Origin of the sequence: Fulvivirga ulvae (assembly GCF_021389975.1) — a bacterium.
Classification (GTDB): domain Bacteria; phylum Bacteroidota; class Bacteroidia; order Cytophagales; family Cyclobacteriaceae; genus Fulvivirga; species Fulvivirga ulvae.
Genome location: NZ_CP089981.1, coordinates 6,363,307 through 6,384,298, shown reverse-complemented (window position 1 = coordinate 6,384,298; position 20,992 = coordinate 6,363,307). Strand labels below are relative to the sequence as shown.

The window sequence follows — 20,992 nt, the reverse complement described above, 5'->3', positions numbered from 1 at the left end:
TAATAGAATGAATAAAATCAGCTTTGTGTTTCCCGGAGTTGGGTCACAGTTTACAGGGATGGGTAAGGAATTATATAATGAATTTCCTGTATTTAAAGAAACTATTGAGGAAGCCAGTGACCTGGCCGGCACAGACATATTTAAAGTTTGGCAGGATGCCGATCAAAAGCAAAGGCTTAATGAGCTTAACTTTGCACAGATTTCCCTGCTTACTATTTCTTATGCTTCATACAGAGTACTACAGGCTGAACTAGGGATCGAGCCGGATATGATGATAGGGCATAGCCTGGGCGAATATTCAGCACTATGCTGTGATGGGATTATGAGTTTTTCAGAAGCCATTCCTCTGGTGCAAAAGCGCGGTGAATGCATTATTTCGGCTGCCGAACAGCTCAAAGGCACAATGCTATGGGTTATCAATGTGGATACACAAATAGTGGAGCAAGTGTGCGATCAGCTAAGACAGGGAGGCATTGAGGTTTACCCTTCTGCTTATGATACTTCGACGCAGTGTAGTATTTCATGCTTTAAGGATGATATATTCACCATAGCCAAAGCATTGGAAGATAAGGGCGCTCTGGTTTACCCATTAAATCTTAGTGGCCCTTTCCATAGTCCGTTAATGCAACAGGCTGCAATGGATTTTGAAAAGGTACTGGACGGTTGCACCTTTCAACCTCAAACATCCAGAGTGATTGCCAATGAAACAGCAAAACTGTATAGCAGTGATGTTAAAGGGCACCTGACCAGACAATTGGTATCACCCGTAAAGTGGTTCCAGTCACTGGATTTATTGGAGGCTTCCGGCGTTTCTACCATCGTTGAAGTCGGGCCAAAAGAAGTGCTTACATACCTTACACAAAAAAGCGAGAAGCCCTTCAAAGCCTATACCTTCAATACCATTCAGCATTTGAACACACTGAAAAATGATCTGGTAGTGGCTGAAGATGAATACCTTATGAAGATCAGTGCTTGTAAAGGGGTAGCAGTGGCAACCAGAAATTATTATACTAAAAACAGTAATTATCAGCAGGATGTAGTGGCTCCATATCGGGAGATAGCCAAAATTGAAGAAAGTATAAGGGAAGGGAGAGAGGTTGCTTCAGAGCAACATTTGAAACAGGCCCTGGTACACCTGAATACCATACTAAACAACAAACGCGTACCGGCAGATATTCAGCAGGCAAGCCTTACACATTTGCTCAGCGATAAATTTAAGCATCTGGTATAAAGTCAAACCGATAAAAAACATTTTATGTCATCAATTATAAATGAAAACGGACTGGAAATAGCTGTTATTGGTATGGCCGGCAGGTTTCCAAAGTCCGCGAACCTAAGGGAGTTTTGGGAAAATTTAACAGAAGGGGTTGAGGGGATAACTTTTTTTGATGGACAAAAACCATCGGAAGATTATGTGCCTGCTTATGGAGTTCTTTCTGAAAAAGAGAACTTTGACCCTGCCTTCTTCGGGTATTCCAAACGAGAAGCAGAAGTCATGGATCCTCAAATGAGAGTAATGCACGAGGAAGTTTGGCGAGGCCTTGAAGATGCTGGCTATACACCAGGTATGCACAAAGAAAAAACAGGCCTCTTTTTATGCGGATCTGCTAACCCCTTTTGGGAGTATCTGTTTTTTAATTCCCCTCAGTATGAAGTGTACGGAAGTTTTGCAGGGTCTCAGTTGGTAGATAAAGATTATATGGCCACAAGGATCTCCTATAACCTGAACCTGACCGGACCAAGCATTACACTAAGTTCTGCCTGTTCATCATCCCTTGTGGCCATTCATATGGCAGCCCAGAGTTTGCTGAATGGCGAATGTGATGTAGCAATAGCAGGGGGCGTTTCCATCACCAATTACAAAAACGAAGGGTATCTCTACCAGGAAGGGATGATCAGTTCTCCTGATGGGCATTGCAAGCCTTTCGCACACGATGCTCAGGGTACTGTCGGAGGAGAAGGAGCCGGAGTTGTGGTGCTTAGAAGGTATTCGGATGCTGTAGAATCAAAAAATAATATCTACGCAGTTATCAAAGGGTCTGCAGTTAACAATGATGGGAATGATAAAATTGGCTACACGGCCCCTAGTGTATCAGGACAAAGCGATTGCATCCGCACTGCGCACCAGATGAGTGAGATATCGCCGGAGACCATTGCCTTTGTGGAAGCACATGGCACCGCAACAGAACTTGGAGACCCGATAGAACTGGAAGCGCTACAAAAAGCTTTTGGTCAACTGCCTGATGGTTACAAATGTGCTGTTACTTCTGCTAAATCCAATTTTGGACACCTTGATGCCGCCGCCGGAGTTACTGGCTTTATCAAGGCAGTACTGAGCTTAAAGCATAATGTGTTGCCTCCAAGTTTGCATTTTAATGAACCCAATCCGGCATTGAAGCTGGAAGAGACAAACTTTTATGTTAACAACCGACTACTTTCGCTGGAGGCCAATGGTACACCCCTTAGAGCAGGGGTGAGTTCATTCGGGATAGGAGGAACCAACGCACATGTGGTCCTGGAGCAGTATATGAACACAGTAAAAACAGAGAGCAATGATGAAGGGTTCTGTGTGCTGCCTTTGAGCGCCAAGTCACAAGAAAGTCTGGAGCAACTTGAAAAGTCCCTGGCGTCGTTCTTAAAAGAAGATGACTCCCCTGCAATTGGTGATGTGGCATACACGCTGCAGCATAAGCGCGAGCACTTTCCACATCGGGTGGTATATGCCGGAAGCGGTAAAAATAGTATTAAGCAGAGTATTCTCGATCAAAACTTTGTAGCGAGAGAAGAGGCCACTCGTCAAGGTGAAGTTGTCTTTATGTTTCCCGGACAAGGCAGCCAATATATCAAAATGGCTTATGGACTTTTTAGTCAGGATGAGATTTTCAGGCAGAACCTGACACAATCATTTACCATCCTGGAAGGCCTTTTGGGAACCGATGTGAAGAACATCATCATGGGAGCTACCGAAGAGGACGTATTGAGGCTAACAGAGACTGCTTATCTTCAGCCAATCCTATTCTGTCTGGAATATCATTTGGCTCAAAAACTTATGGAATATGGAGTAAGGCCATCTTACATGATAGGGCATAGCCTGGGAGAATATGTTGCAGCCTGTATTTCAGGGGTATTTAATTTCGAGCAAGCCTTAAGGATTGTTGTAGAAAGAGGTAAGGCCATGCAAGCTGCCCATGAGGGAAGTATGCTGAGTGTAATGATGCCCGAAAACGTAGCAGAAGGCTACACCAATGAGTTTGTAAATATTGCTGCGGTCAACACACCTTCACAGGTCGTTTTTACAGGTGCAAACGAGGCTATTGAGCAATTACGTAAAGCATTGGAAGCTGAAGGTTACGAAGGAAGAAAACTGGCTGTCTCCCACGCTTTTCACTCCTATTTGATGGAAGAAGTAAAAGACAGTTTTTTATCAGCCTTTGAAAATGTCAAACTTAAAACTCCGGAGATACCATTCATCTCCAACTTTACAGGAGATTTCATAACAAATGAAGACGCAACCAGTCCTGAATACTGGTGGAAACAATTAAGAAATAAAGTCAACTTTGCTTCAGGGGTTCAAAAGCTGATGGACTTGGGCAACATAGTGTTTGCTGAAGTAGGACCTGGCAATACACTTTCAGGTTTTGCAAAAAAGTGTGGAGCAAAGAATATAGTGCCTACCATGAGACCCTCGTCATTTGATGTAGATGATCAAGAATATTTCATGCAGGCACTGGGTAAGCTATGGGTAAATGGTGTCAATATCAAATGGTCTGTTAAGGCAGGTGCCTCAATGGTATCGCTTCCCGCTTATCCGTTCGACAAAGTTCAGTTTGACTATAAAAAACTGATATCAGGCGAACCAGAAATGCAAAATCAATTAGTGCCGCAAGTTAATAATCGTGGAGAGATCAGAGACTGGCTATACGCACCAACATGGAAATTAGCACCGAAGCTGGGTAAGACCCACATATCAAACCAGGTACTGGCGTTTATAGATGAACGCGTTGAAATACAAAGGTTTGTTTTAGAGGAGTTGGCAAAGCACACCAAGGTGATACAGGTGAAATTCGGAACGGCAAATGATTTTACTAACCCGGAGCGAATTACCATTGACCCCGTACAAAATCAGAACTTTATAGGGCTGATCAAGTTCCTGCAAGAAAATAATGCACTTCCCGAGTCTATAATATTTGGCAGAGGACTTGGCGAGTTGGATCAGGTCAATGAAGAAGAAATACTAGGTACGGCTATGGATCTTGGCTTTTTGAGCCTAAGCAAACTGGCTCAGGCACTTACACCTCTCAAAAGGCCATTTAAGCTTACAGTGCTGGGCAGTGGTACTTTTAAAGTACTGGCAAAGGATAACACTAACCCTTATACCAGTTTGTTTCATGGCCCAGCTAAACTCATAGAGGTAGAAACAGATCACATCAAAACGCAACTGATTGATCTGGAGGCCAGTAATGGGAAAGTAAGTGATATCGATGCCGTAATCGCGGAGATCAATAATGATCATTTTCACCCGGCGGTGGCATTTCGTATGGGAGACAGATGGGTACCTTCTTTTAACAAATTATCAGAAAGTTTGGCGGAAAGAAGAGCAGAGGACTTGCTTAAGAAAGATGGCGTTTACGTAATGGTAGGAGGTCTTGGAGGTATAGGTTTAGAAATGGCTAAATACTTTGGGCAAGTGGAAAATACCAGTCTGATTCTGACAGGTAAGAATGCCTTGCCGGAACGGGAAGAATGGGAAGATATACTTGAAGGCAAACTCAAGACTGAGGAAAAAGGTGAGCAGATAAAAGGGCTTAGTGATGAGTCGCAGTCACTTATTCTGAGAAAGGAACAGGAGCTGGAACAGAAGCTGGGTATACTCAAAATCGAAGAGCATGGCACCGTGTTGCAAGATCTGAATACGTTTTGTGCCAGCAATACAATGGCTTATTTACAGCGAAATGCTGCTATTAACAAAGGAGATACTCTGGACAAGGAACAACTGTCTAAAACTTTGAAAGTTGAGCCTAAGTATGACAAGTTATTAGGATACTTATTCCATCTGCTGGAGTCGGAACAATGGATAAGCGTACAGGGTAATAACATTAAAGTTCTCAGAGTTAGTGAAGGTAATGAGGAGTCTCTGCTTGAAAAAATTGTCATCCAACATAAGGTGTTTGCTGGGTTATTCGAGCTGGTATACGAGTGTACCCGAGCCTATGATCAAATACTGACAGGTCAAAAAGAGCCGGTATCATTTTTATATAAGGAATCACCACAAGGTATTATAGCAGAAAAAATGCAGGGCATCCCCGCATTTACAGATGATGAACTTTACCTTAAGCTATGTGGAGAGAATTTACTGCCAGAACTAATTAATACTTTGCCTCAAAACAGGAAGTTGAGGATACTGGAAGTTGGAGCAGGTTCTGGCTCGTTAACTAGTCATATCCTTCCTCTCCTCGACCCGGAAAAAGTTGAATACTACTTTACTGATGTGGCTAAGGCTAACCTTATCAAGGCAGAGGCTGAAGCACAGAAAAGAGGCATTGACTTCATTAATTATCAGGTACTTGACATCGCAACAGACCCGGTATCTCAGGGCTTCCGTGAAGATAGTTTTGATATAATACTTGGTTATAACGTTGTGCATGTACCCAAACAGGTCTCCGGAGCACTGGATAACCTCAAGAGATTGCTGAGATCAGGAGGCTATCTCGGGCTGGTTGAGTCAACCTACATCTATAGCTGGACAAATCTCATTTGGGGGCTTGTAGAAGGGTGGCTTGAGTTTGAGGATGATAGGGTAAAGAACCATTCACCGCTAATGAGTGCTCAGCAATGGAAAGATAAACTGAAGAAGTGTCAGTATGAAAATATAGTAAGCTTTCCGGGGGAAGGTACAGAGAGAAATACAAGCGTAATACTTGCCCAAAAAGGAGCGGTTTCTCAGTCAGCAGGAAACCACAATAACGAGCTGCTGAAACAGAGGTTGAAAAAACTGATAGACCTTGAGAAGAATGGTATAAAGTATGAACTGGCCTATTTTGATGTAACAGATAAAGTAGCTGTACATCAGCAAATGCAGTACGTTTATAAGAAATACGGACGCATAGACGGTGTTATGCACCTGGCTGCCACTCCTGATGATTGTACCATCCAGAATGTTAATGAAAGTCTGGCTTACAAGTTACTAAGCCCTAAAATAAAAGGTGCAGTTAACCTGGTCAATGCGCTCCGGGATATCCCTACGGATTTTGTGATGTTAAGCTCAGCACTTACATCATTTGTTTCCGCTGTAGGGCAGGTCCATTATTGTACATCTAATCTGTTTGTAGATGCATTTGCCAACTATATACAGACCAAAAACCCTTCACAAAAGGTTATTGCGGTCAACTGGGATCGCTGGGAGAGTATAGGCCTTGCCGTTGAGGTGGAGAAGCATCACAAGCGGGTAACAGATGATGACCTGGTTGGTGGCTTCAGTGGAGAAGAAGGCCTCAAAAGCCTTAACTACCTGCTTCAGTTGGTTGAGCAGCCGCAAGTGGTAATTTCTACCCGAATGGATGTAGACTACCTGAGCAGACTTATCATCATGGACAGGGGCAGTAATGGTAAACAGGAAGGTGAAGGCAAGGTACAGGATAAAGAAGAGGTTAGAGAAGTGATCAGAGAAGAGTTTAACAAATTCCTGGATGTTGATACTAACCCCAATAGCAACTTCTTTGAAGTTGGACTTACTTCGCTGGATATAGTAATGATCAATGGTAAGATCAAGAAAAGACTTGACCTCGACGTACAGATCACGGATTACTATACCTATCCTACCATCACATCTTTCATAGACCATTTCACTAATAAAGGTGATGGAGAACCTGAATTAGAGGAAAAGAAAAGTGCAAAAGAGGTCAACAGTAAGTTGATGATGCTCAGGAAGAGAAAAAGCAAATCAGACATATAAATAAGTTTCGTAATCAACAAATTAAATATTCCAAACCAAGATATGGATAAAGTATATCTAAAACCGAATGTAGTAATTGAACCATTAATTGATAACTGGTATGCATGGTCGCATCTGATTTCACCGGCCACTGCAGCTATGAACATTAAAAATCGTCACATGGAGATTATGGAGTCTTATGCCGAATCTCCGGAGTTGCATGAGATGGCTGTAGCCAACCCAGCGCTTTTGGGAGGCCCTTTTATCGATTATCCTGAAAGAAGAGTTGAGGATATAAAAAACCTGATTACACAAACTAAAAAAGAGAGAGCAAAGATGTTTGAGCTGGCGAATGCGTTGGTGGAGCTCGATAAAATGTTGCTATCTTCTGCAAAGGGGTTCTCCTTGCAAGACCTTTATAAACAAGTTCCCGAAATACTGAAAGGCTATGTAGAGTTGGTGTATGATCTCAACAATCAGCCATCTTACAGGTTAATAGAGCCGCTGTTATTCAAGAGTGAGTTTTATGATGATTCAGCACAAAGCCTGATGATGTCACTTATTGATAAAGATGACAGACCTTTTGTGATGAGTACTCCAAGACTTGAAGATGATAAGAGCGTTGAGTTGAAGATGCCCTTTAACTCGGCATTGATTGATGAGTTGTTTGAAATGAAAACCACACCTCGTCCCCTTCAGGAGATTTTAGATAAAATCGGTATGCAAAACGGTAAAGCGGAACTGTTTAAAAGCTTTTTTACCACTGAGAAACCTCCCGTATATGAGAGTTATAAAGGAGATAGCATACGTTGGAGGTATTTTGGACATGCGTGTATACTCATAGAAGCAAATGGCTTTAATGTACTTTTCGACCCTGTATTAAGCTATACCTATGAAAGTGACATCTCAAGATATACCTATGAGGACTTACCTGACCAGATTGATTATGTAGTTATTACTCACAATCACCAGGATCATATTCTTATAGAAACTTTGTTACAGATCAGACACAAGGTGAAAAATATAGTAGTTCCCAAAAGTGGTGGTGGAGCCCTTCAAGATCCGTCATTGAAACTTACGCTTAGTTATTTGGGCTTTAACAATACCATTGAACTGGATGAATTGGAGAGCATTAGTACCCCAACAGGAACTTTAACAGCTATACCTTTCTTTGGTGAGCATGCAGATTTAAACATCCGGACAAAAGCAGCATGGTTGATAGAGATCAACAAAAAGAAAATTATGCTTGCAGCAGACTCATGCAATCTTGAGCCGGCACTTTATGAGCACGTACAAAAGATCTACGGACATATTGATGTACTGTTTTTAGGTATGGAGTGCGATGGAGCACCTTTAAGCTGGTTGTATGGCCCGTTACTTTCTAAGTCATTGCCAAGTGATATGGATAAGTCAAGAAGGCTGGCAGGCTCTAACTACGAGCGGGGAATAGATATTGTAGATCGCTTCGACTGCAAAGAAGTATATGTTTATGCTATGGGACAGGAGCCTTGGCTCAACCACGTAATGGCTGTAAAATATACTGAAGACTCAAACCCTATCATAGCTTCTAATAAGCTGCTGGAGGTTTGTAAAGAGAAAGGAAGAGTAGCAGAACGATTATTCGGAGAAAAAGAACTGGAGTTAAAATAAAATAACAATTCGCTCACCGTAGCGGAAACAGCAATATATCTATCATGGAAAGAACAGGAATGGAGGTCGCTATCATAGGGATGGCAGGTAGATTTCCAATGTCAAAGAACATAGATGAGTTTTGGAATAACCTGATCAATAGTAAAAACTGTATTACCCATTTTTCAAAGGAAGATCTGCTTAAAGCAGGCATAGGTAGAGAATTATTGGATAATCCACTATACGCCAGGGCAAAGGGCTATCTCGAGGGTATAGAATATTTTGATGCGAACTATTTTGGTTTGTCTGCCCAGGATGTTGTGTTTATGGATCCGCAGGTGAGACTGTTTATTGAGCTGATCAATGAGGTATTGGAAAATGCCGGCATCAACCCTCAAAAGTTTAAAGGGCCAATTGGATTGTACGGTGGAGCTATTGACAATTTTGACTGGAAATTGAAGACCCATTTGCAGCCAAAAGATAATATTGACCCGTTTTCGGCGGGGATGAATTCAACCAAGGATCTGATGACAACCCTGGCGTCTTATTTATTCGATTTCAGAGGTCCAAGTTATAGTATTCAGACTGCCTGCTCTACTTCCATGGTTGCCATACACGCGGCCTGCAGGAGTGTGCTCAGTGGAGAGTGTCAGGTGGCTCTAGCTGGTGGTGTATCTGTAAGCCCATATCAGAAAAGTGGTCATTTATACAGCGACGGCATGTTTTTCTCGCCGGATGGTAAGATAAAGTCATTTGATGCCAATGCCTCAGGTTTTGTGTTTGGCTATGGAGGAGGCGTCGTTGCACTTAAACCCCTGGAAGATGCCATTGAAGATGGAGACTATATACATGGAGTAGTAAAAAGCTCGGCCATTAATAATGATGGCCGACAGAAAGTAGGGTATGCAGCACCCAGTGTACAAGGGCAGGCCGACGTGATAAAAGAGGCAATTGAAATTTCTGGAATAGACAAGTCCGATATTCGCTACCTGGAAACACATGGAGCTGCTACACCTTTAGGAGATTCCGTAGAGGTGCGGGCACTTAAAAATGTATTTGGAGATCAGCCTGCGGGCAGCATAGGAACAGGATCGGTGAAATCCAACATCGGCCACCTGGATGCAGCGGCAGGAGTTGCGGGTTTTATTAAAACTGTTCTATCTGTTAAGCACAGGGTATTACCGGCTACAATCAACTTTGAAATACCTAATGAAAATCTTGACCTGATCAACAGTCCGTTTTTTATCCCTCAGCAGCCAGTGTCATTGGCTGAAGACGAGTTTCCTGTATATGCAGGAGTAAGCTCGATGGGTATAGGAGGTACCAACGTGCATGTTATACTTGAAGAATATGTGCAGGAAAAGAAACAAAATACTGCCGGAGAACAGGTAATTGTTTTGAGTGCAAAAACTCAAACCGCTTTGGCTCAGCAGGGGCGTCAGCTACGTGAACATTTGAATAAAAATCAGAACCTTGCCTTATCTGATGTTGCATACACATTACAGGAAGGTAGAAAAGAGTTGACTTTCAGAAGATCAATAGCCGTTAATAACCTTGAGGAGTTACTAGGGCAACTGGCTTTGGAAGAGTATCGCTATGCCAGGGTTACCACCAAACCTGAGAAGTTAATGCTGGATTATACCGCGTTTGACTTTAACAGCGACTCTGCAATAAAGCTATATGAGAATTCTGACATTGTTCGTAAATACATAGACAAAACCTATCAGGAGCTTCAAGGGGTAATACAGTCTTCTGCTTCAGTTAAAGAATTCATCAGTCAAAGTGAGGCCTCATGCTTGTTCTGGCACTTAAGTATTGCCAGATTCCTGAAGGACGCAGGAGTGAATGTAAGTGTTGTTAAAGCTACTTACATGCAGGCTATGATGTACGCAATAGCAGGCAATAATAATGCTGAAGCTACATGTCTGAAATGGATTGCCCAAAATAATGATCAGGAAATTACGGCTAATACAATGGTTACCCTTATCCAGGATCTGGGGAAAGGAGAGCAGGAGTTAGCAAGTAGTGGGGATATAAAATGTTATAGCATTGGTAGTCTGAATCTGGTAAGCGAAGAAGACCTGAAGAGCGATAAGGGATGCCTGATATTTAAAGTAGAGCAAAACAGTTTTGCAGCTTTGCTTGGACAACTTTGGGAGAATGGGATCACTGTTAACTGGGAAGCTCTGGCTGATCAGACAGCGTTATCAAAAGTGCCGTTACCAACCTATCCGTTTGAAAGAAGCAGGTATTGGATTGATAAGGATATAAAAGAGCTCACACAACAACATTTAGGAAATGATTTATATAAAAAGGAGAAGGTAGAAGACTGGTTCTATCATGCTTCCTGGAGTAGAACACCATTGAAAAAGACCCATGTAAATCCGAAAAAGGGAGAGACGTGGATCGTGTTGGCAAATGATTCGGAGTTATGCAGTGAGTTTCTGGCTGTCTGTGAGAGGGAGTCAGTAGAAGTAATCCGGGTGAAGAAAGACGAGGGACTGACAGGTCTCCATCAGGTGTTTGATAAAACTGACGTAAAAGAACCTAATAGAATAGTGAGTTTTTGGCATATCGGAGATGCAGCCAAAGACTTTAATGTTGATGAATTACTATTTGATAATGGCTACAATACAGCTATTGCCTTGGCAAAAGCTATTCATAAAAAAGGTATAAGCCAACCAGTTTCCCTTCACTGGGTTTCTACAGGTTTGTTCGATGTAACCGGTGGAGAACGTATAAATCCATCAGCAACTACCGTGCTGGGACCTTTAAGATCTATACCTCAGGAGCAGCCCATAGTTACATGCCAGGTACTTGATGTGAGTACTGTTGAGCGGAACATCCAAGTACTGGTAAGTCAGATATGGAATGAACTTTGCCAGGCGAACACGGTTCCTCAAGTAGCTTTTCGCAATAGCTATAGGTGGGAGATGGACTATCACTTAATGGCTTCACAGCCAGCACCGGTTAAGTCAAAGTTTGAAAAGAATGGTCTGTATATAGTGTCAGGTGGTCTTGGTAATATTGGTTTGACCATAGCGGAATACCTCACCCGTACCTATAATGCTCACGTGGTATTGCTTTCAAGAAATGCTCTGCCAGCTGAAGAACAATGGGAGAGTATTTTGGAGCAGGGCCAGGCTTCAGGCATTGGAAAAAGAATTACTTTCCTTAAAAAATTGAAGCAACAAAATGCTAAGGTCACAATAGCAGTATGCGATGTTACTGACAGCGCTCAGGTAAAGGCCGTGATTGAAAACTTATCGGCTGAGTATGGGAAGATCAATGGTGTTTTCCATGCAGCAGGGTCTATTGGAGAAGATGCTTTTACACCTGCTATCGAGACCGCAGATTTGCATGCTTCGGGAGCTAACTATAATGCGAAGGTTTTAGGTACCATTAATTTATGGGAGGCCCTTAAGGGTAAGGACCTGGATTTTTGTTTGTTAATGTCTTCGATCAGTTCGACCCTTGGAGGACTTGGCTTCTCAGAGTATGCAGCAACGAGTCATTTTCTTGAAAACTTTGCTCTTTGGGCAAATAAGCAGAGTGATTGTACATGGAGTAGCGTAGGTTGGGATAGCTGGCCGGTAACAGGAGGTAAGGAGGATAATGATATGCTCGTGGATCAACTCAGGATGTCGCCGGAAGAGGCTGGGGTTGCCTTGGAATATGCGATTAACCTGGATCAGGATGGTTTTGCGGTTATTCATTCGCCTGCTGACCTGAACAAACGAGTAGAGCAATGGGTGACAGGAAGCGAAGAAGAAGATGAAGAAAAAGAAATAGCTCGTGCTCCAAGACCTGAGGTAAGTACCGAATATATAGAACCGGTAACAGAACTGGAAAAAGAGATAGCGTCTATATGGATGAATGTATTAGGTCTGGATAGAGTAGGTTTGGATGACAGCTTTTTTGAGTTGGGAGGAAACTCACTGAAAATGATCGCTGTAGCCTCAAACATTCATAAAAAGCTAAAGCGCAAGGTTGAAATCAAAAGACTGTTTAAAGCACTGACTATCCGTGCTGTAAGAGCATACCTGGAGTCTTTGGATGAGGATCACTCATATCAGGCTATTGAAAAGGTACCTGCGGCCGAGTACCATGCATTGACCCCGGCAATGACCAATATTTTTATGCAGTGCCAGTTCAGGAATATCGGAACGGTATACAACATTGCCAATGGATTATTACTGCAAGGGAAAGCTGATGTTGATCAGATCAGAAAATGTGCACAGGCTCTGGTCGCCAGGCATGAGCCATTGCGGACCTCGTTTCACAATGTAGAAGGGGTGCCTATGCAGAAGATACATGAGGACTGTGAAGTGAACCTAGAAGTTTTCGAATCAAAAGATGATCGAAATGAAATTGAACAACTGATAGGTAAGCTGATCAGACCATTTGACCTCGCTGAGAAGAGTCTTTTCCGTGTGGGGCTGATTCATGTGGCTGACGAAAAATCAATTCTGATTTTTGATTTACATCATATCATTTGTGATGGCGTAACCATTAGTGTTTTGGCCGATGAATTTACCCAACTGTATGCAGGAGAGCAGCTTGAGGCATTGCCAGTACAGTTGAAAGACTATATTGCTTATCTTCAAAGGAATGAAAAAGACGGGGCGGAGAAGTTTTGGCTCGAACATCTTGCTCCGGAATTACCGCTATTAGAACTTCCTACCGATTTTGACCGAGGTGCAGGAAGGGAATTTGAGGGGGCTCAATATAGTTTTGAAATAGATAAAAGTATCATTCATAAGCTTAATGAGTCGCACAATGATAGATCAGTAACACTATTTGTGAAATTGATGTCTATCACCTATATCCTGCTTTCTAAATATTCAACTCAGGAAGATATCATTATTGGTAGTGGTGTGGCAGGCAGAAACCACCCCGATGTAAGCAGAACTACCGGCTTGTTTTTTAATGCATTTCCTGTTCGAATAAAACAGTCATCAGACATAACTTATGAAGAGCTGATAGAAGCCGTCAAAGAATTGATGCTTAATATTTACGAATACGAAAGCTGCGATATGGAGAAGGTTTATAAACAACTTCAATTACAGAGAAAACCTGACAGGAACTTTCTGTATGATGTGGTTTTTCTTCTGCAAAACTATCAGGCTTCAGGTATTGGTATCGACAATGTAGATATTAGTCATTACCCACTTCCTGTAAAATATTCGCAAAACGATATTACATTTCACGCCTATCAGCTGGAAGAGTCGGGACTGAAAATGGTGCTTACCTATAGTTCAAAGCTCTTCAAAGAAGACACCATACAGAGGATGGGGGCAAACTTTGAAATGATAGCTAAACAGGTGGCAGAAAACTCAGCGATAAAGGTTTCGAATATTGAAATCGGTGATATCTATGAAAAAGCAGAGGTAGATGTGTCTGGAATGGACTTCGACTTCTAAAACAAAGATTACTATACAAAGCTACAGAGACGCTTAAATTACATTTTTGAATATGAACACACTAACCGAAAATAAAGTCAATGCAAAGTATTGGCAGGAAAAACGGAATATAGATATAGTTACCTCTCCCTTGCTTTATGATGGAGGTGAGGTTAACTCAAATGATAACATAGAAGGTAGTCTGGAGATCAACCAGGAAGTAGCTGCAGCACTTCTTGAGATCAGCAATGAGAATGAAAAAGCATTATATGTTATCTTATTGTCATCACTATTCGTCATAGCTAAAAAGTATAATCAAGAGGCATCGGCATTTTCTTTAGGGATACCCAAGGAGCAGAATGATAAAAAAGAAGGGCCGGCTGAGTGGCTTCCATTAATTATCGGTGTTGAAGACGGCGCTTCATTCAGAGAACTTTTAAATCTGGTTAAAAGTGAATGGATAAATGCCCTCATGCATCAAAACATACCGGTCGGGCAGGTCTCTAACGAGTCACTGCACGATTGGATAATAGCCATGAAGGGTTTGCATGGGCATTGTAACCAATTACCTTCAGAGGCAAGCGTATACTTCAATGTAGATGTCTCAGGTGGGAAATTACGAATTGATTGGGTTGCAGATAGCTCAAAGTATAGTAAGGATCTTGTCTGTCAGTTGCTTACACACTGGCATCATCTGTTGGGACAAGTGGTTAGCGATATCAAACAAGATATATCATCTTTAACCGTAATATCAGCAGAAGAGAACAGAATATTGCTCTCTAACTTCAGTGGCGCCAAAACTGATAATGGTGATCATACACTAAAATCTCTTTTTGAAGAGAAGGTAAGACAATGTCCGGACCAGAATGCCTTGATTTTCGGAGATGGAGTGATGACCTATGCAGAGCTTGATCAAAAGGCTAATGATATAGCATCCGTGCTTATTGATCAGATGGATGGAGAAAAACAGGCAGTTGCACTTTACTTCCGTCCCTCTTTTGAAATGATCTGTGCCATGTTTGGCTGTATTAAAGCCGGACTTCCTTATTTGCCGTTATCACCCGAAGATCCGGGTTCCAGGATCGATTTCATTCTTAAAGATTCAGGAGCCAGGATTGTTCTGACCCAGTCTGAAACAAGAAAAATATTAACCAGCAAACTGGAAGCAGATGTAAAAATAATAGAAGCGGATACAGTTAAAGGAGATGGTAAGTCACCACATGTTGTAAGTAAAGAAGATACCGTCTACTATATATATACTTCAGGTACTACGGGTACACCCAAAGGAGTAGATGTGCTTCATCAGGGTGTTGTAAACTATACTACCTGGCGAATCGATAATTACAATCTGACTCAGCAAGATGTTACATTACAGGTATTTCCTTACCATTTTGATGGGTTTGGGTGTAACCTCTATTCTACTTTACTGTCCGGAGCCACTTTGCTGCTTATGCCAGATGTCAAAGAGGTTGGGGCATCAGAAATGTTGCAGGCTCTTAAAAAGCATAAAGTGACCAATGGTTGTTTTACTTCAGGAGTATATGATTTGATACTTTCCGAGCTGGACGGGTCAGATATGATAGACCATTTGAGGTTTGTTGCACTTGCCGGAGACAAGCCTTCAAAAAGCCTGATTAAAAGGAGCAAACAACTATTACCTGAACTTAAACTAACTAATGAGTATGGGCTGACGGAGACTTCAATCGGTGGTACCTGTAACAACCAGCTTAATGAGAGAAATCCGGGAGTGATAGGTAAACCTAATGCAAATACCTACATCCGTATCCTTAACGAACAGGGGGAACTTCAGCCCATAGGTGTTACGGGTGAATTGTATTTTTCAGGAGACAGCGTGGCAAAGCGCTACCTCAACAGGGAGGAGCTAACTACTGACAAGTTTATTGCCGATCCTTTTGAAGAGGGCGTAAATATGTATAAAACAGGAGATATGGCTCGCTGGTTGCCAGGCGGCAATATTGAGTTTATAGGACGTCAGGACGATCAGGTGAAAATTCGTGGTTACAGGGTTGAGCTTGACGAAATTGCACATTACATTAAAGAAGCTACTGAAGTAACCGATGCTATAGTAGTGGTAGAGAAAGAAGGTCAGGATCAGGACCCTTATTTGATTGGATACTTTGTGGGTGAAGAAGGTGCAGATGCTCAAAGTGTAAACGAATATCTTAAGGAAGCTCTACCTGAATATATGATTCCTGCTTATCTGGTGCAGATTCCATCTATACCGCTTACAGCTACAGGTAAAGTCAATAAAAAAGAACTCCCTAAACCTGAAAAAGAGGTAGCAGGCCAGGAAGATGACCAGCCAATGTCAGCTGTGGAACTGGAACTGGCAGAAATGTGGGTAACAGTAATCGATGTTGACACCAAAGATATTAACAGGTCAAGTGACTTCTTTAAGCTTGGAGGTCACTCAATAAAAGTATTAAAACTTATCAGTCAGCTTCAAAAGAAGTTTGGAGTGACCATAGAGCTACAGGAGTTTTTTGAGAACCCTACTATCGGAGCCCTATCGGACAAAATAGGGAAACAGGAGGGACAGGATGACGTACCGGAATTGATCGTGGATGAAGATAACCGACATGAACCATTCCCATTGACAGATGTCCAGTATGCTTACTGGATTGGTCGAAAAGATACTTTCAATTTTGGACAGGTTGGAGCTCATGGCTACTTTGAAACTTTTGTTCCGGAGTTGGATATTGATCAGTTTCAGCAGGTTTTAAGAAAGCTGATTGACAATCATGAAGTGCTTAGAATGGTAGTGACCGGGAATGGTGAGCAACGAATATTGAAGGATGTTCCGCCTTATGAAGTACGTGTTTTGGATCTGAGAAAGTATGATAAAAAGGAGGGAGAGGAACTGTTCTACAAATGGAGGGAGGAAATGGCACATCATGTGTTCTCTGGTGAAGAATGGCCGCTTTTTGATGTAAGGGTCACTGTTTTTGAAGATGAAACCTACAAGATTCATTACGGTACGGACGGGCTGGTTATGGACGCAGAGAGTTTAACCAAATTCGTATCGGAATACGAATATTTATATGCTAACCCTAAAGCTGAGCCTGCAAGAGTAGATATTTCTTTTAGAGACTACATGATGAGCGAGGGTAACTTTAGAAAAGGTCCCCTTTACCTGAAATCAAAAGAATACTGGAAGGCACGTATTACCGACCTGCCCATGGCGCCCGAACTGCCGGTGAAGCCTATAACAAGCTTACCACAGAAACCAAAGTTTGCACGTAGAGCAGGTCATTTAGATAAAAAAGCGTGGGATTATCTACAAGAGAAATCAAATGCTCTTGGAATAACACCTACTGTATTCTTAATTGGTTGCTTTGCTAAGGTGCTTGACTATTGGAGTAAATCCAGTCATTTTATACTTAACCTTACGCTATATAATCGGATACTATTCCATGAAGATGTCGACAGATTACTGGGAGACTTTACATCGCTTACATTACTTGAGATAGATTACAGGGGTAACGCCACGTTTGCTGAAAATCTTAAAAAGCTCCAAAACAGGATGTGGTCAGATTTGGAGCATAAATATTTCGGAGGCATCGAGGTATTAAGAGAGATGTCTCAATATCATGGCAACTCGGTTATGATGCCTGTTGTACTGACCAGTACCCTGGGTATCCAAAGAGATGAAATTGCTGAAGAGGAGACCATTATTAGTGAGATTAATGATCCGATGAAAGAGAATTATGCCATTTCTCAGACACCTCAGGTATGGATTGATTTTCAAATTGGAGAGAATAGTAAAGGGCTCTGGTATAACTGGGATTGTGTGGAGGAAGTTTTTCCTCAGGGCATGTTGCAGGATATGTTCGAAGCCTTTGGTAAGTTACTCAACAAGCTTTCTGAGGATGAGAAATGCTGGGAAAAAGTATCTCTTATCGACCTGCCTCAGGAGCAGGAACAAAGAAAGGTGGCTGTGAATGATACATGGGCAGAAGAACCGGGCTGTTTACTTCACGATAACTTCAAACTTAAAGTGAAGGAAAGAGCCCATTCCGAGGCTATTATATCTGATGAAATAACACTGACCTATGCTCAGGTGGAGCACCTGGTAAATCATGTTGCTCATCGATTGATTTCTCTGGATGCTAAGGCGAATCAACTTGTGGCTATAGTGATGCACAAAGGTTGGGAGCAGGTGGTGGCTTCTTTGGGTATTTTATCTGCTGGAGCAGCATATCTTCCTATAGATGCTTCACTACCTCATGAGCGTATCCGTTTGCTTTTAGAGCAAGGCGAAGCTTCGCTCATAATTACTACGGATGCCGTAGCTGATGAAATAGACTTTAATGATGGATATAAGGTATTGCATGTCAACAAAAGTCTGTTGAATGAACAGTACCAGGATGCTCCAAAAGTGAGCAATCAAGCTGAAGATCTGGCTTATGTTATTTTCACATCAGGATCTACAGGCATGCCCAAAGGTGTAGTTATCGACCATCGCGGAGCTACCAATACAGTCTGCGATATGAATCAGCGTTTTGGTATAACAGATCAGGATAGGGTATTGGCCATTTCATCACTCAGCTTTGACTTATCAGTTTATGATATTTTCGGAGTACTGGGAGCTGGGGGTGCACTGGTTATACCTGCACCGGATGAACTCAAAGATCCCGAAGCATGGTACAGATATATTCATCAATATGGTGTTACACTATGGAATACAGTGCCTACACTGATGCAAATGCTTGTAGACTATGCAGAAAGAAGAGATGATGGTCTGCCATCGATAAGAAATGTATGGATGAGTGGAGACTGGATACCAGTGAACCTTCCGGATCGCATCAAAAAATTAAGCCCTCAAGTCAAAGTCACCAGCCTGGGAGGAGCAACAGAAGCTTCGATATGGTCTATTTACTACCCGGTTGAGCAAGTAGTTGAAAGCTGGAAAAGTATTCCATATGGCAAACCATTGCTAAATCAGCAATTCTACGTGCTGAATGAGGCACTCGCCATATGCCCTGACCTGGTGCCAGGTGATTTATATATTGGAGGTATTGGTTTGGCTAAAGGATATTGGAAAGACGAACAAAAGACGGCTAACAGTTTTATCATTCACCCTGAGTCCGGCGAGCGGCTTTACAAGACTGGTGATTTGGGCAGATACCTGCCGGATGGCAATATTGAGTTTCTTGGTCGTGAAGATACTCAGGTGAAAATACAAGGGTATCGAATTGAGTTAGGAGAGATCGAGGCGGCAATCAATGAGCATCCTCAAGTGAGCGAATCCCTGACTATCGCAAGAGGAGAAGCTGGCAAGTCCAGAGAACTAATAGCCTATATAGTGCCAGGCGAAGTGCAATCTTCTCAGCAGGTTGATCATGTGGGTTTAGTTACTGATCCTTCAGTTACCATCAATGACGAAAAAGAGAGGTCAGTATTTAAACTGGAAAAACATAATCTCAGGGATATAAAGACAGAGGTTAACTATGCTTTACCCTATCAAACAGAATTGAAACTGTCAGGAAAGAAAAAATTAGGCGGCAAGGCTGCCGGTAAAGAAGCCATTACAAAAGATACTTTGGGACAATTACTGTCAGCTGTAAGAGGTCAGGTTTATAATGAAATGCCGTTACCCAAGTACTTCTACCCTTCAGCGGGAAGTTTGTACCCTGTACAAACCTGGATTGAGGTTGCAGAAGCAGCCATAGACGGTGTCGAAAAAGGATGTTATTATTTGCACCCGGAGCATTTTGAGCTGAGGCAGGCAAGTTCCCAGGTTAATATAACTGAAGGGGTTAATATCCATCTGATCGCAGATCTGGATGCTATTGAACCTTTGTATGGCAGATTAGCAAAAGATTTCGCCCGTATTGAGGCTGGCTATATGGCCAATTTATTGATGACTTCCATGGTAGCTGTAGACCTACAGACTACGGATGTAGAACAGCAGGAACTGACAGTTTTATTCGGATTGACAGCTTCTCAAATGCCTGCTATTTCTCTGCACGTCACCGGCGTTGCAGAAGGTTCGGCGGATGATGACTATATACCTTTGACTTACAACGAAAGAAAGAGTTATAGGGATTTTCAGAAAGAAGAAATCAGTTTGGCAAACATGGAAGTGCTAACAGACAGCCTCGTACAGGCAAAGGCATTATTGGGTGACGTTTGTAAAACAGATGTTTTCATGGTAGTGAAAGCACAGGCAGTACATGAGATGCAGTCAGGAGTGTTTCAACTCGATTATATAGGTGGGGTTTGGAACAGACTTGGAGATATCGATGGCGAACAACTATTTGCCGGAAACGAAAAGCTTCATAATGCAGCAGGAGTATCATTACATTTTGTGTCCCCTGAGCAAGCTATAAACGGCGATTTTTATGCGGGATTCATGGCTCAGTCAGTTATGAACAGGAGTATAAAAGAGCAGGTTGGCTGGTGTGCCATAGGTGTAGTGGATAAAGTTGTAGCAAAGTCAGCTTTTGATTTGCATAATGATCAACGTATAACACATAGCATAATAGGTGGTAAGGTTAGTGCGGCACAAATTGAAGATATCCAGTCAACGGAGGAGGCACTGAGTGAATCACCTGAAGAACAAATGAGGCAACACCTTCAGTCAAGGTTACCAAAGTATATGATCCCTTCATATTTTGTAGTGCTTGAGAAAATGCCTCTTACATCAAATGGTAAAATAGACCGTAAATCATTACCAGATCCGGCAACCAGGATCGACCACCAGTTTAGAAAACCAGAGACTGAAACGGAGAAAACATTGGTGGAAATTTGGTCAGAACTTCTTGACTTGGAAGCTTCTCAGATCAGCACCAACAAAAGCTTCTTTGAACTTGGAGGACACTCTTTAAAAGCGAGCCTGATGATGAATAAGATCTTTAAGGTTTTGAATGTTGAAGTGCCTCTGCGTGAAATATTCAAGGAAGATACTATTCTCAGCATAGCCGATTACATCGAAAATGAACTTTGGCTAAAAAGTAAAGAGGGCCAGGAAGTCACGGAAGGGGACGAATTTATACTGGATTAATAT

5 protein-coding genes are annotated in these 20,992 nt (G+C 42.2%); all 5 read left to right on the top strand.

The features are described 5' to 3' along the window. Positions 1-7 precede the first annotated feature (7 nt). The 5 genes from LVD17_RS26620 to LVD17_RS26600 are packed head-to-tail and all read left to right on the top strand — an operon-like array spanning position 8 to position 20,989. Complete coding sequence (locus tag LVD17_RS26620; RefSeq protein WP_233763130.1) at positions 8-1,231, top strand: ACP S-malonyltransferase; 1,224 nt, start codon at positions 8-10, stop codon at positions 1,229-1,231. Between the two features lie 24 nt (positions 1,232-1,255). Then, entirely contained in the window at positions 1,256-6,952 is a 5,697-nt protein-coding gene (locus LVD17_RS26615; RefSeq protein WP_233763128.1) for a type I polyketide synthase, read from the top strand. 42 nt (positions 6,953-6,994) lie between these two features. Beyond that, a complete protein-coding gene (locus LVD17_RS26610; protein ID WP_233763126.1) occupies positions 6,995-8,581 on the top strand; it encodes an MBL fold metallo-hydrolase in 1,587 nt (528 codons plus the stop codon). Positions 8,582-8,625: 44 nt separating this feature from the next. Next, on the top strand, positions 8,626-13,983 hold the full coding sequence (locus LVD17_RS26605; protein ID WP_233763124.1) for an SDR family NAD(P)-dependent oxidoreductase: 5,358 nt from the start codon (positions 8,626-8,628) through the stop codon (positions 13,981-13,983). A 52-nt stretch (positions 13,984-14,035) separates the two neighbouring features. Continuing rightward, positions 14,036-20,989, top strand: coding sequence for a non-ribosomal peptide synthetase (locus LVD17_RS26600; protein WP_233763122.1), 6,954 nt, complete (start codon positions 14,036-14,038; stop codon positions 20,987-20,989). The last annotated feature ends 3 nt before the right edge of the window (positions 20,990-20,992 follow it).